The sequence below is a fragment of the Rhodococcus sp. NPDC059968 genome, assembly GCF_042738615.1.
Lineage (GTDB): Bacteria > Actinomycetota > Actinomycetes > Mycobacteriales > Mycobacteriaceae > Rhodococcus_F.
This window is the reverse complement of the sequence record NZ_JBHWUE010000096.1, coordinates 22,775-36,017: the sequence shown is the minus strand read 5'-3', so window position 1 is coordinate 36,017 and position 13,243 is coordinate 22,775. Positions and strand designations below refer to the sequence as shown.

9 protein-coding genes and 2 pseudogenes are annotated in these 13,243 nt (G+C 64.3%); 5 read left to right on the top strand and 6 right to left on the bottom strand.

All coding sequences use genetic code 11. The annotated features are described in order from the left end of the window. Positions 1 to 92 precede the first annotated feature (92 nt). Positions 93 to 797 (top strand): YbhN family protein, encoded by a 705-nt coding sequence (locus ACFWAY_RS43225; RefSeq protein WP_378514823.1) that lies wholly within the window; start codon positions 93 to 95, stop codon positions 795 to 797. A 20-nt stretch (positions 798 to 817) separates the two neighbouring features. On the opposite strand, the gene ACFWAY_RS43220 is transcribed toward ACFWAY_RS43225, so the two are convergent. Continuing rightward, a complete protein-coding gene (locus tag ACFWAY_RS43220) occupies positions 818 to 1,372 on the bottom strand; it encodes a YceI family protein (RefSeq protein WP_378514822.1) in 555 nt (184 codons plus the stop codon). Between ACFWAY_RS43220 and ACFWAY_RS43215 the strand changes: the two genes are divergently transcribed. Beyond that, positions 1,320 to 1,841: a CGNR zinc finger domain-containing protein gene (locus ACFWAY_RS43215; RefSeq protein ID WP_378514821.1), complete on the top strand. Its 522-nt coding sequence runs from the start codon at positions 1,320 to 1,322 to the stop codon at positions 1,839 to 1,841. The genes ACFWAY_RS43220 and ACFWAY_RS43215 overlap by 53 nt on opposite strands. A 931-nt stretch (positions 1,842 to 2,772) precedes the next feature. On the opposite strand, the gene ACFWAY_RS43210 is transcribed toward ACFWAY_RS43215, so the two are convergent. After that, positions 2,773 to 3,690: a DUF2971 domain-containing protein gene (locus tag ACFWAY_RS43210; protein ID WP_378514820.1), complete on the bottom strand. Its 918-nt coding sequence runs from the start codon at positions 3,688 to 3,690 to the stop codon at positions 2,773 to 2,775. A gap of 288 nt (positions 3,691 to 3,978) precedes the next feature. On the opposite strand from ACFWAY_RS43210, the gene ACFWAY_RS43205 reads away from it, so the two are divergent. Both ACFWAY_RS43205 and ACFWAY_RS43200 read left to right on the top strand, forming a co-directional pair. Next, on the top strand, positions 3,979 to 4,869 hold the full coding sequence (locus ACFWAY_RS43205) for a type IV toxin-antitoxin system AbiEi family antitoxin domain-containing protein (RefSeq protein WP_378514819.1): 891 nt from the start codon (positions 3,979 to 3,981) through the stop codon (positions 4,867 to 4,869). 89 nt (positions 4,870 to 4,958) lie between these two features. Then, the gene (locus ACFWAY_RS43200) at positions 4,959 to 5,876 is read left to right on the top strand and encodes a nucleotidyl transferase AbiEii/AbiGii toxin family protein (RefSeq protein ID WP_378514818.1); all 918 of its coding nucleotides are present in this window, start codon (positions 4,959 to 4,961) and stop codon (positions 5,874 to 5,876) included. Between the two features lie 354 nt (positions 5,877 to 6,230). Here the strand turns inward: ACFWAY_RS43200 and katG are convergent, their stop codons facing one another. From katG to ACFWAY_RS43180, 4 genes and pseudogenes are all read right to left on the bottom strand, one after another. Then, complete coding sequence (gene katG / locus ACFWAY_RS43195) at positions 6,231 to 8,432, bottom strand: catalase/peroxidase HPI (protein WP_378514817.1); 2,202 nt, start codon at positions 8,430 to 8,432, stop codon at positions 6,231 to 6,233. A gap of 97 nt (positions 8,433 to 8,529) precedes the next feature. Next, positions 8,530 to 8,785 (bottom strand): annotated as a pseudogene (locus tag ACFWAY_RS43190) (transcriptional repressor); the annotation flags it as partial. 45 nt (positions 8,786 to 8,830) lie between these two features. Next, positions 8,831 to 9,741: pseudogene (locus ACFWAY_RS43185) on the bottom strand (LysR family transcriptional regulator). Further along, positions 9,734 to 10,051 (bottom strand): WhiB family transcriptional regulator, encoded by a 318-nt coding sequence (locus ACFWAY_RS43180; protein ID WP_378514816.1) that lies wholly within the window; start codon positions 10,049 to 10,051, stop codon positions 9,734 to 9,736. Before ACFWAY_RS43180 ends, ACFWAY_RS43185 begins: the two are co-directional and overlap by 8 nt. A 1,518-nt stretch (positions 10,052 to 11,569) precedes the next feature. Here ACFWAY_RS43180 and ACFWAY_RS43175 point away from each other — a divergent pair. Next, positions 11,570 to 13,201: a methane monooxygenase gene (locus tag ACFWAY_RS43175; RefSeq protein WP_378514815.1), complete on the top strand. Its 1,632-nt coding sequence runs from the start codon at positions 11,570 to 11,572 to the stop codon at positions 13,199 to 13,201. Positions 13,202 to 13,243 lie beyond the last annotated feature (42 nt).

Here is a 13,243-nt window from a genome sequence, read left to right as displayed (position 1 = left end):
CCGCCCAATCAACCGTGCCTAAAGCAGCCACCCCTCTAACAGCCAGTTAGAACGTGAGCAGCAAACCCGCGTCCTTCAGGACCGGGTAGTTGATGTTTCGGAGGTTGCGCACGTGGGGTGCGAGCACCCCGCTGGTCGCCTGGACGATGCTCGCGTCGGGGATCATCAGCTCGCTGGCGCTCGGGGCTCTCGGAATTCTCGGGGCGACCGTCGGCGTCCGGGCGCATGCCGATCCGCTCACCGTCGGCGGCGAGATCCTGGGAGTCCTCGGCCTCGCGTTCGCCATCCGGGAGCTGGTGCGTCGTCCGGAACTGCTCGTGTGTGCAGGGGAGCGGGTGCTCGGCTGGGCCAACGCGTTTCTGCGCAGACCCGCGGCGTCGGGCGTCGATCGCGTCCGAGCCCTCGTCGAGCAACTGGCCCTCGTCCGGCCCCGCCCGAGGGACTGGGTGCTCGGGGGTGTGTTCGCGGGACTGAACTGGATCGGCGACCTGCTGTGCCTGATCGCCGCGTGTCGCGCGGTGGGCGTCACCGACGTCGGGATCGGCCTCGCGATGACGGCCTACGTCGCAGGCATGGCTGCGTCGAGCATCCCCCTGATTCCCGGCGGGATCGGCGTCGTCGACGGCGCCCTGATCGTGGCGTTCGTCGCCGGCGGGCTGGGCACGGACGAGGCGACGGCCGCCGTGATGCTGTACCGGCTGATCAGTTTCGCGCTGATCGGCGCGATCGGGTGGGCAGTGCTGTTCGCCGCCAGGTTCGCCCGGAGCGCGACCGCGCCCCGCCATCCGGGTGGATGACGGGGCGCGTGCGGGTGGGGTCAGGCCTGGAGGCCGGCCTCGATCTCGAGGGTGATGGTGATCTTGTCGCCGACGACGGCTCCGCCGCCTTCGAGGGGCATGTCGATGGTGATGCCGAAGTCCTTGCGGTTGAGGACGGTGGTGGCTTCGAAGCCGGCGACCGGGCCGTTGCCCATGCCGGGGTTGACGCCGTTGAACTCGAGGGCGAGCTCGACGGGGCGGGTGACGCCGTGGAGGGTGAATTCGCCCTCGACCACGTAGTCGTCGCCCTTGGGGCGGACGGCGGTGGAGGTGAAGGTGGCGGTGGGGTACTGCTCGGCGTCGAAGAAGTCGGCGGACTTGATGTGGGCGTCGCGGTCGGTGTTCTTGGTGTCGATGGTCGCGACCTGGATTTCGGCGGTGACGGCGGCGGTGCCGTCCTCGGCGACGGTGATCGCGCCGGTGAAGTCGTTGAAGGTGCCGCGGACCTTGCTGACCATCAGGTGGCGGACGGCGAAGCCGACGGTGGAGTGGACGGTGTCGATGGCCCAGGTTCCGGCGGTGAGGTTGGGCAGGGTGGCGGTGGCGGTGGTCATGAGGCTCCTCGAAGAACGGGTTGAACATCGCGTTCTATCCAAAATAATTGAACGCTCAACTACCACGATAGTTGAGCACGAGGATTCAGTCAACGAGTACTTGCGTTGCTGTACCGCGACTCTCACGCCGAGCCATGCTTCCGTATCGACGCCCTGCTGCGGGTGCTGTAACGAGCGGCACTACCCGCGAGTTGGACGTGCCACGCCTTCTCCTGCGTGTTCGAACACCGAAAAATGCGAGTCCGTTTACGCTGACATCTCCCGCCATGGTTGTCAGCGGTACTGCTCCCCCATCTGTTCGAATCGCGACGCCGTGCGCTTGCATCGACGGCGCGGGTCGGCCCAACCGACCATCAGTCCTGCACGGCGGCTGAGGAACTTGACGTTCGACACCGTGACTATCCACCTGCACTCCAAAAGCGCGAGGTCGGAGCCCGACGTACCCGCGAGACGATCCGAAATCGCCTGACAGTCAGAGGCAGGCTGAAAAGGCCCGGTGACCGCACACCCCAGCTAGCATAGGGCGCTCAATCATCGTGACGATCTCAGCTGGGCCACTCAACGCCGCAGGCACAGACCCTACCTCCGTTCCACACTCGAGATCCCACGAGGATCGTGAGCACCAGATGCGAAACTTCCGCCCTGTCTTGCGTCAGGGCCCTCAACCTCCAGGCGCTGCTGGTGGCACGTCATCACACGCGGCTACAGAGCGATTGGACGACGTGCTAAGTCACCTGCGCAAAGTGTGGGCTCCGCAACCTCAGGATTGGTCGTTACCGTCAGGTCGTCCGCTCCATCAGTTCTGCAGTGATGCGGTCGCGACCCTCACACCCGAGACCGCGTGGTCTCGGCTCGGTCGCGGCGCCGATCGTTTCCTCCGCTATTGCCGCGCTTACGACTTCAGCATCAAGCTCTTGTGTCTGAATCTATAGTTCGATCATGAACATTTGCGTTTTCCTTTCCTCTGCCGACCTCGACGAGCGCTACACACAGCCGGCCGCGGAGTTCGCAGAACTTATCGGCAAGGGCGGCCACAATGCGACGACGAAGCCGTCATCTTGCCGACCAAGGCCCCGCCCACACCACAAGGCGGGGCCTTTCTCACACCCCGATCATCGGCAACCACAGTGACGGCATCGTCGGCACCTTCAATGACGGGCAACAGCGGGTCGAGTTCGTCGAACCAGTTCCCGATTCGGCCCCCACCACCTTCAGCAGCGCGTTCAGCCCGCGATCGCCGCAACAGACGAATCCGTCGCGAGGGTGGTGGGCAGCCGGAACGTCATACTCCCGCACCCTCGCCACCCCCCCGGGCGCCGGCCGGCGCGGGGAACTGGGGTGGGTGGTCACCAACTCCTCGTGCTCGTCTTCATCACGCTCGCACGAACCGCTACCCGCACCTACCCTCGGTACGAGATTCTCGAAGGAATGACCTCCACATTGCCGAATCCCCTCTGCCTCAGTAGTTGTTCGGCGGCCCTTGACCGAAGTTCCATGTCAGCACCAGGACCCACGCGAACATTGACGATTGGGGTTGGCATTCCTGGCATCGCGAAGTACATCAATCGAACATACGGTGTGATTCCAGTCGGCCCCACCCTGTATTCGCATGGTGTGTAGTTCTGCCGGTCGAGATCGAACAGCCGCCACTCGCGCTCACTTGCGAATGCTGGCGACTTCACCTGCGCGAGTGCCTCAAGGCACAGCTGCATTGCCTCTTGGTCCGTCACTTCATCCGCGACGACTGTCTTCGCGGCATCCCGGAGGACATGGGCAGCGTCGCCATATTCGACCTTGTGAAGGCGTGTCACCGGAGAGAGAGGATCGACAGGCATGACGGCGAGGGGGTGACCCGCCCGGCGGATCATTGCCTCCAGAGCTGACTTTCGGAAGCCGATTGCGTAACCCTTGTCTGAGCCATACCCGCGCCACTGGCTCAGTAGATCGCCGTCCTCGCAGAAACATGCCGCATAGAAGTTGAGCCGATCCGGGCCGTAGATGTCCGAGGCCACCTCGAATGGAGCTTCCAGGTGGCCACCGAGCACTCCTTCCAGCCAAGTGACCGTCCCGTCCATTGCGCTACCTGGAGCGACCGGTGCACGGAGTTCTCGCAGCAGCTGCTTCCGGCCGTATTGCAGTTCCTTTGTGTCGTTGAGGTAGACAACGTCTGTCGCCCACAACGAGAACGAACCTGCGGTGGTGGTGATCTTCGCGTCCCACCCGGAGGGCTGCCCAACTGGAGACAGGATGCCCAGCAACCCCGCCGTCGACGTGTAGTGATACAGGATGTCATCATCGTCGTGATCTTCGTTGTGCACCGGATGATCCTATGACCGCGGTTCACGCGCCGACCTGCGCGTGCAGTTCGCCAACCGCATCGAAACGGCCATCATCTCCGCCGTAGACGCAGTTGCAGCCGCACGTATCCTCGTTCAACCACTGGAAACGATTGGTGCGGCCGAGGGAAGATTGTGTGCGGCCTCCGGACTTGTGTAGTCCCGGCCGGTCCGAACAAGTCCGCTGGGCTTTTCTCGTTACGCAAACTCGGGATGCAATAATCATCATGCGATCTGCAATAGTTACCCCCCGGATGTTATTATTGCAGCATGCCGAGTGACATTCGCATCCTGGACCTGGCGGACCTTGCCGCTGGGCAATGGGGCCTGTTCACCATGGCGCAAGCGCGTGAACTCGATCTTTCCGCCCAGCAGGTCGCTCGGCTGGCCAACTCCGGCGCGGTCGAGCGGCTGCGGCACGGGGTCTACCGGATCAGCGGTGCGCCGAGCGCGCCCGACGAACAACTGCGCGCTGCCTGGCTCATGATCGACCCGCGCAAGACCGCGGGTGAGCGCCTGGAGGCCGATCACCCGGCGATCGTCAGCCGTCGCTCGGCCGCACAGCTCCACGATCTCGGTGACCTCGACGCAGATGTCATGGAGTTCGCCACGTCACGTCGGCGGCAATCTCGCCTTTCCGATGTCCGCTACCACGTCCAGGTGTATGCCTCCGATCAGTGGACACTCGTGGGCGGCCTGCCGGTGACCACCGTGCTGGTCACGATTGCAGAGCTTGCTGCTGACCAACTCGATGGCGGTCATCTCGCGGGCATCATCCGTGATGCGCTCACCACCAATCGCGCCGACGCCGACGAGGTGAGCGCGGTGCTGCGGCCGTATGCCCACAGGTACGGTGCAGCGCTGGGTGATGGCTCGGGCCTGCTCGACCGGTTCCTCGCCGAAGCCGGTATCCCGAAGTCGACCCGCGCCCTCGGGCAGCATCTGGCCAGCCAGGGCGCACTGGATCTCACGCCGGTGTACCAGAAGGGAATCCTCGATGCATTCGCCGTGGCCAGCAACCCCGGCCTCGACCACATCCGCGACGCCTTCGCCGTAGCGAACCCCGCTGTTCACCAGGTTCTGAACGCACTGCAGACAATCGACCTGGCGTCAGTCGACCGGGAGCACGCGGCGATGTGGCGGGCAACGGACCGACAATAACGCGGCACGCACCGAGGCACCCTCCCGTTCGGTCCGCTCCCGACGATCAGCTACTGCGCCTTGCCCACTCAAGAAATGATGAGACACACATGACGAGAAGCTCGGCCGCACGCACGCCAGCGGCGTTCAAACGGTCCCTCAAAGATCGACTCAAGAAGGAGTCGAAGGAACGCGGCCGCGTATTCGAGCACCTGCATCGGGAGTTCTACCTTCAGCGATTCCTCGTCCGCGTCTTCTCACAACCCGGCGACCGGTGGCTGTTGAAAGGCGGAGCATCCCTGATCGTGCGGCTCCCGGATGCCCGCTACAGCCGCGACCTCGACCTCGTGCACACTGACGCCGACCTCGACGATGCGGTGGCTGAGCTGAAGACAGCGGCCGGGGTCAGCGACCTGGACCCGTTCCGCTTCCAAGTACGCGATGAGCCAGCGGAGATGACCGGCGGCATCGCGGGCGCAACGCTGAAGGTTGACGTCTATCTCGGAGTCGAACAGCTCTACGCGTTCCCCATCGACCTGGCCACCCAGCTTCTGCCGATCGGACCGATCGACTATCAGCAGCCGCGGCCGGTGGTAACGATGGACGAGCTGGCGGCGATGCCGACATTCGCCCTCTATCCACTCCCATCCCAGATCGCCGACAAGGTGTGCGCGATGTACGGGTTGTACGGCGAGGCAAAGAATCCCTCGTCGCGCTATCACGATTTGGTCGATCTCGCCTTCATCGTGTCCTGCTGGTCCTTCGACGCCGAAGCCCTCGGCCACGCGCTCGCGCATGAAGCCCAACGCCGTGGACTCACACTGCCCAGGGTCATGTCGAGTCCCGACGGTCAGTGGGTCGCCGGCTACGCCAAGACCGCCCGCGCCGTACCGGGGCTGCCCACCACAGCAGCCGGCCTCAAGGGCGCCCTGCGGCTCGTCGGAGCAGCGCTCGACCCTGTCCTCTCAAGCCAGAACAAGACCGGGTCCTGGGACCCGAACGCCGCGATCTGGCTTGCCCGACCCTAGCCCCGGCCCCCGACCGTCGGAAGCTCACTCAAACCCTCGGGCCCGTCGTCGGCGATGAGAAGTAGCCCCAAAAATATCGCCAAATCACCGCGGGGCCTCAGGATTCACCGGGCGGTCCGAGCGGGCGGGCGTTTGCGGCAACCGACTCGGGTGACATGCTCGATGAAGTAGCCGATCTGCCTATGGAACTTACTGGTGTGCTCGTCTTTTTCCACTGGGCATCAATACTTTTGAATTATCCACGCCACCCCATGCGCTGGAAGAAGTGCACTGCACCCCGCGAGCGGTGTCAGCTCGCGGGGTGCCGCATATTGTTGTGGATGATCCCCCGGTGGGCGGATCATCGCGCCGTGATCAGGCGAGTTCGAACCGGTCGAGCATCATCACCTTGTTCCACGCCGAGACGAAGTCGTGCACGAACTTGTCCTGCGCGTCGTCACAGGCGTAGACCTCAGCGAGCGCACGCAGCTCCGAGTTGGAACCGAAGACCAGATCGTTGCGGGTTCCGGACCACTTGACCTCGCCGGTGGCGGCATCCGTGCCCTCGTAGATGCCCTCCTCGGACGTCGGCGCCCACTCGGTGCCCATGTCGAGCAGGTTGACGAAGAAGTCGTTGGTCAACGATCCCGTGTTCGAGGTGAGGACACCGTGAGCCGACTGCTGGTGGTTCGCGCCGAGGACACGCAAGCCGCCCACGAGGACGGTCATCTCCGGTGCGCTGAGGGTCAGCAGGTTCGCCTTGTCGATCAGGGCGTACTCGGCCGGCAGCCGCTGTCCCTTGGCGACGTAGTTGCGGAATCCGTCGGCGTTCGGCTCCATGGCGGAGTACGACTCGACGTCGGTCTGTTCCTGAGTTGCGTCCGTGCGGCCCGGGGTGAAGGGCACCGTGACGTCGTGTCCGGCGTTCTTCGCGGCCTGCTCGACGGCGGCACTTCCGCCGAGGACGACGAGATCGGCGAACGAGACCTTGCCGGTCCCGGCGGAGTTGAAGGACTCCCGGATGCCCTCGAGTACGCGAATCACCGGTGCGAGCTCGTCGGGCTCGTTGACCTCCCAGCCGGCCTGCGGCTGCAGGCGGATGCGGCCACCGTTGGCGCCGCCGCGCTTGTCGCTGCCGCGGAACGACGAGGCTGCCGCCCATGCGGTGGAGATCAGCTGTGCGCCCGTCAGATCCGACTCCAGGATCCGGCTCTTGAGGTCGGCGATCTCGGCCTCACCGATGAGGTCGTGCTCGACGGCGGGAATCGGGTCCTGCCACAGCAGTGTCTCCTGCGGAACCTCCGGACCCAGGTAGCGGGAGACCGGTCCCATGTCACGGTGGGTCAGTTTGAACCAGGCCTTGGAGAACTCCTCGGCCAACTCTTCCGGGTGGTCGAGCCAGCGACGGGTGATCTGCTCGTAGATGGGATCCACGCGCAGTGCGAGGTCGCTGGTGAGCATCATCGGGGCGTGCCGCACCGAGGGATCACCGGCGTCAGGAACCAGGTCGGACGCGGCGCCGTCCGTGGGCCGCCACTGCCATGCTCCGCCGGGGCCCTGGTGGAGCTCCCACTCGTAACCGTAGAGGGTCTCGAGGAAGCTATTGTCCCAGGCCGTCGGGGTGGCGGTCCAGGCACCTTCGAGGCCGCTGGTGATGGTGTCCGTACCCTTGCCGGTGCCAAAGCTGTTCTTCCAGCCCAGGCCCAGCTGCTCGAGCGGGGCGCCCTCGGGCTCGGGTCCCACGTGCGGTTCGGGATCCGCGGCGCCGTGGACCTTGCCGAAGGTGTGGCCGCCGACGATGAGTGCGGCGGTCTCCACATCGTTCATCGCCATGCGGGCGAACGTGTCCCGGATGTCGACGGCCGAGGCCGCCGGTTCCGGGTTGCCGTTGGGGCCTTCCGGGTTTACGTAGATCAGACCCATCTGCACGGCGGCAAGGGGGTTCTCGAGGTCGCGTTCACCGGTGTAGCGCTCGTCGCCGAGCCAGGTCTGCTCCGGGCCCCAGTAGACGTCTTCGTCCGGCTCCCACTGGTCCACGCGGCCGCCGGCGAAGCCGTAGGTCTCGAAGCCCATCGACTCGAGTGCGACGTTTCCGGTGAGGATGATCAGGTCGGCCCACGAAAGTTTGCGGCCGTACTTCTGCTTGACCGGCCACACCAGTCGGCGTGCCTTGTCGAGGTTCGCGTTGTCGGGCCAGCTGTTCAGCGGAGCGAACCGCTGCATGCCCGCTCCCGCGCCTCCGCGTCCGTCCTGGATGCGGTAGGTGCCTGCGGCGTGCCACGCCATCCGGATGAAGAATGGACCGTAGTGGCCGTAGTCGGCGGGCCACCAGGCCTGCGAGTCGGTCATCGCGGCCTCGATGTCGGCCTTGACGGCTGCGAGATCGAGGGTGTTGAACGCTGCGGCGTAGTCGAAGTCTTCGTCCATCGGGTTGCCGACGGCGGGGTTCTTCTTGAGGATCTTGAGATTCAGCCTCTTGGGCCACCAGTCACGGTTGCTGCCGCCCTCGGTCGGATAGGGCCGGCGGTCCGGCATGACCGGACACTTCCCCTGTTCCTGGGGCTGATTCTCGTTCATCTCTTTTTCTCGGGTGACGTGTTCGTCTAACAAGGTCTTTCCTTCCGGGAGGATACGAAGTGAGCTGTGACCACGGGTGTGATCGCGAACTGGCTGTTGTCGAGCAGTTTGTGCACACGCCCCAGTTAATGACCTCGGCCTCGTCGATCGAGAACCCGTGGTTGTGAGACGCGGTCAGGCAGGGCGTTTCGCCGACCGCACAGTCCACGTCTGCGATGACCCCGCAGGACCGGCAGACGAGGTAGGCGATTCCGTGTCGGCATGCGGATTCGGTGCACCGCCTCCAGCACCGCGACCAGTGGGCGGGTCACGCGCAGATCGACTGTGCGCGATTGCGCCGCATAGTCCGACACGAAGGCATGGGGAAAATATGCCGCCTATTCTGGAATAAGTCAAGACTACGGCAGCCTTGGGGTGAGGTGCGATGGCACATCGCGGAACTTGCGTAGTTTCGCGGACGGTTGGGCTTGGGCGAGAATTTCCGCCATCCAATGGAAATGATCCGCGCGGCCGGCGGAACCGCGGTACACGAGGTTGATTGTTCGGGTGGGCGTAGGCGCGGCGAATCGCACTGCCGCCGTTGCTGTGCACTCGGTGTCGGTCGTGACGGCCGACTCGGGTACGACAGTTGCTCCGAGGCCCCCGGCGACGCAGTGCATTGCGGTTGCCAGGGAAGTGACGTGCGCGCTCGTGTCGCCGATGGCTCCGCGGGCCTGGCTGTGCAGCGTATCGCTGTCGTTGGGCAGGATCGACAGCGTGTCGAGTGCAGATAGCGGCACGGGGTCCGCGCCGGCGAGCGGGCTGTCAAGGGGCACCAGCAGAACGAACGCCTCTACGTAGAGTGGGATTTCGATAAGATCACCTCCAGTGCGCCCGAACGCAGGAAGCCCAGCAGCTGTGCCGTGTGGTCCTCGACTATCAGGGGCCGAATCTCAGGGCATCGTGCACGCAGCGCGGGGAGAGCCGTCCCGAACAGGTACGGGGCGACGGAGGGGGTCAAGCCGATCCGTAACGGCTCCGTTCGACAAGGAGGTAGGCCGGACGCTGCGGTGACGAAGTCGTCTGCGGCTTCCAGAGCGCGCGCGGCATGCGGTAGCAGTCGCCGGCCGATCGTTGTCAGAATCGCGCGTCGGGTACTGCGTTCGATCAAAGTGACCCCGAGCCCGGCCTCGAGGGTGGCCAGCCCCTGCGAGAGCGTGGGTTGGCTGATGCCGAGCTGACCTGCCGCGGAACCGAAATGAAGGTGGGTGGCCACCGCGGCGAAGGCGCGGAGTTGGGCCAGCGTGGGTCGATAGGTGTGCTCACTCATTGTGGCGCCGCCGAGGTAGCTGGTGGAAGAGCCCGGGTCGGGGCGATAACCGGTCCGGGTAAGCGTCGCCGTGACTGCCGCAAGAGCTGGTGGTGGAGCGGGAGTGTGGTGGGTGGGTGTCGGGTTGAGATGGCGGCGGTCGATCGTTGGTGCCTCCCCAGATTCCCCAGGCTTCGCCGCTGGCCAGGGCATAGCTGCGGCATTCTTGCCGGACCGGGCATCTCCCGCAGATCTCCTTCGCGACCCGTTCTCTGCGAATCCGAGCACCCCGGTCTTCGCCGTCCCGGGGGAAGAACACCTCGGAATCCATGATCGGCACAATGCGTCGAATTGCCGGTCCCAAAGGTGCATCAGGGGTCGCGGGCGACGGACAGACAGATAGGGCGATGCCATCGTCCTGTGTTTCTAGTGAGTCGTGGGCGGTGAGTGGTCGCAGCATTTCTGCTCTGCCTTATGTGGCCGTGTATTCAGCCGGTGCTCGACGGGACACGGCACCTCGAGTGAGTGTGCGGACGGGTCGGTGGCCTCCGGGAAGCACTGGGAAACATCCCAATTGCGTCATGCACCACTGGGACACGATCGCACTGCAGTTCCTCGACACACATTCGTACCCACCGTTCCTCTGTCCGAGCGAGGGCCATCTGGCGGATCAGCCCATGAAAAATATTGATCCCGGCACGGGGTGTCAGGAGCGCGATCAGGGCGTGGAGAATAAGCGTCGGCACTGGTGTCAATCCTGGTTCTACTGATGTCTCGGAAAGGTATTCGGCCTCGAATCATCGCGGCTCGAGGGATCGTTGTAATGGGAAGCCTGCGTTCGAAGCTGCGCCATGACGTTCGAGTTGTCCGGTACCGGTGCACCGTTTGCGGTGGTGAGTCCGTGGGGGTTGCTCATCGATCTCTCCTGTTGGTCACCCTGGCCGGACGCGGGTGAACGTCTCTGGGGCAGGAGTGTCCCTCAGAACCGGGCTCGGTGATGTCTCAATTTGATATTGGCAGGACAGGCGGGGCTCAATAGGCGATGCCGAACCCGCGGATCTTGCGGTGGATCGTGCCCTGGACATGCCCAACGCTGTCAGCGGAGGCAGTCTTGTCGCCCGCGGGGCGAGCGCCTCCACGATCGCGTCACGCTCGAGCGATTGAAGCTTGCTCAGGTTCGCCCGGGTGGTCGCTCGGCACTCGGCGGGCAGGGCGTCGGGCTCGATGACGCCGGAGCGGCCGGAGGCGATGAATTTCTTCGAGGACGCTGCGTAGGTGGGTGACATTTCCGCGCCATGCCAGGCGTGTGAGCTTGGTTCAACGATGCGGGCGAGAGCGCGAGCTCGGTGGCCCCGGCAGCGTTGAAAAGTGCCTGCACCAGGTCAGGGATGTCGTCGAGGTGACAGCGCAGGCGGACAGAACCGGGTGGGCGGCGCGGGTGAAACGGTGTCGACCGGAACGGGTTCGACATAGGCGGCCGTCAGGGCGTCGTTCTCACCCAGTGCTTCGGGCGGGCGTGACCAGGAAACGCGTAGCCAGTGACGGAGCCGGGGGTCGCCGGGTTGGGCGGGGGTGGGCTCGGTTGACGAAAAGGGGCAGCGGCGCTGGCTCTTTCGACGTTCTGATTGCGGGTGTGCTCGGGTTCTGTGCGCCCATCGTCGCTTTCCCGGGAGGGGTGGCTGTGGTGTCGCGGGCACGCCGCTCTCTGGTCGGAGCAGTGTAGGGAGCCTGTCAAGTGTGACATCAGTCTCAGACTGAGACGGCTGCGATGCGGATCACGGGGTTCAATAAATCGCACAACGTCCCCCCCAGCCGGCACAAGGCCGGCGTTCGATCTAGGAGGCGCACCTTGAGTAAACAGAGCCTGACGAAGGCCCACGCGAAGATCAGCGAGATGACGTGGGATCCGACCTTCGCGACCCCGGCCACCCGGTTCGGCACCGACTACACGTTCGAGAAGGCTCCGAAGAAGGACCCTCTCAAACAGATCATGCGGTCCTACTTCCCCATGGAGGAGGAGAAGGACAACCGCGTCTACGGCGCCATGGACGGTGCCATCCGCGGCAATATGTTCCGCCAGGTCCAACAGCGTTGGATGGAATGGCAGAAGCTGTTCCTGTCGATCATCCCGTTCCCGGAGATCTCGGCGGCCAGGGCGATGCCGATGGCCATCGACGCCGTCCCCAACCCGGAAATCCACAACGGGCTGGCGGTGCAGATGATCGACGAGGTTCGGCACTCGACGATTCAGATGAACCTCAAGAAGCTGTACATGAACAACTACATCGACCCGGCCGGGTTCGATATGACCGAGAAGGCGTTCGCGAACAACTACGCCGGCACCATCGGCAGGCAGTTCGGTGAAGGGTTCATCACCGGTGACGCGATCACCGCGGCGAACATCTACCTGACCGTGGTGGCGGAGACGGCCTTCACGAACACCCTGTTCGTGGCGATGCCCGACGAGGCCGCAGCAAATGGTGATTACCTGCTGCCCACCGTGTTTCACTCGGTGCAGTCCGACGAGTCACGGCACATCTCCAACGGCTACTCGATCCTGCTGATGGCCCTGGCCGATGAGCGCAACCGTCCACTGCTCGAGCGGGATCTGCGGTACGCGTGGTGGAACAACCACTGCGTCGTCGACGCCGCGATCGGCACGTTCATCGAATACGGGACGAAGGACCGCCGCAAGGACCGGGAAAGTTACGCCGAGATGTGGCGTCGATGGATCTACGACGACTACTACCGCAGCTACCTCATCCCGCTCGAAAAGTACGGGCTGACGATCCCGCATGATCTGGTCGAGGAGTCGTGGAAGCGGATCACCGAAAAGGGTTACGTGCACGAGGTGGCGCGGTTCTTCGCGACCGGTTGGCCGGTGAATTACTGGCGGATCGATACTATGACCGACAAGGACTTCGAGTGGTTCGAGCACAAGTACCCGGGCTGGTACTCGAAGTACGGCAAGTGGTGGGAGGAGTACAACCGCCTCGCCTACCCGGGCAGGAATAAGCCGATTGCCTTCGAGGAGGTCGGGTACCAGTACCCGCACCGCTGCTGGACCTGCATGGTGCCCGCCCTCATCCGCGAGGACATGGTCGTGGAGAAGGTGGACAACCAGTGGCGGACCTACTGCTCGGAAACCTGCTACTGGACCGACGCCGTCGCGTTCCGTGAGGAGTACCAGGGCCGCCCGACCCCGAACATGGGACGGCTCACCGGATTCCGGGAGTGGGAAACCCTGCATCACGGCAAGGACCTCGCCGACATCGTCCAAGACCTCGGTTATGTCCGCGACGACGGTAAGACTCTCGTCGGTCAGCCGCACCTGCACCTGGACGACCCGAAGAAGCTGTGGACCCTCGACGACGTCCGCGGAAATACGTTCCAGAGCCCCAACGTGCTCTTGAACCAGATGTCTAACGACGAACGCACAGCCCACATCGCGGCCTACCGCGCCGGCGCAGTTCCCGCCTGACACAGCCTGACCCAGGCTCGGTGGGCGGCGCCTGATCACCAC

Excerpts from the sequence above, each read along its gene's own strand:
- katG (WP_378514817.1), bottom strand. The coding sequence starts at position 8,432 with ATGAACGAGAATCAGCCCCAGGAACAGGGGAAGTGTCCGGTCATGCCG.
- ACFWAY_RS43205 (WP_378514819.1), top strand. The coding sequence starts at position 3,979 with ATGCCGAGTGACATTCGCATCCTGGACCTGGCGGACCTTGCCGCTGGG.
- ACFWAY_RS43220 (WP_378514822.1), bottom strand. The coding sequence starts at position 1,372 with ATGACCACCGCCACCGCCACCCTGCCCAACCTCACCGCCGGAACCTGG.
- ACFWAY_RS43200 (WP_378514818.1), top strand. The coding sequence starts at position 4,959 with ATGACGAGAAGCTCGGCCGCACGCACGCCAGCGGCGTTCAAACGGTCC.
- ACFWAY_RS43225 (WP_378514823.1), top strand. The coding sequence starts at position 93 with ATGTTTCGGAGGTTGCGCACGTGGGGTGCGAGCACCCCGCTGGTCGCC.
- ACFWAY_RS43215 (WP_378514821.1), top strand. The coding sequence starts at position 1,320 with ATGGCCCAGGTTCCGGCGGTGAGGTTGGGCAGGGTGGCGGTGGCGGTG.
- ACFWAY_RS43180 (WP_378514816.1), bottom strand. The coding sequence starts at position 10,051 with ATGGATTCCGAGGTGTTCTTCCCCCGGGACGGCGAAGACCGGGGTGCT.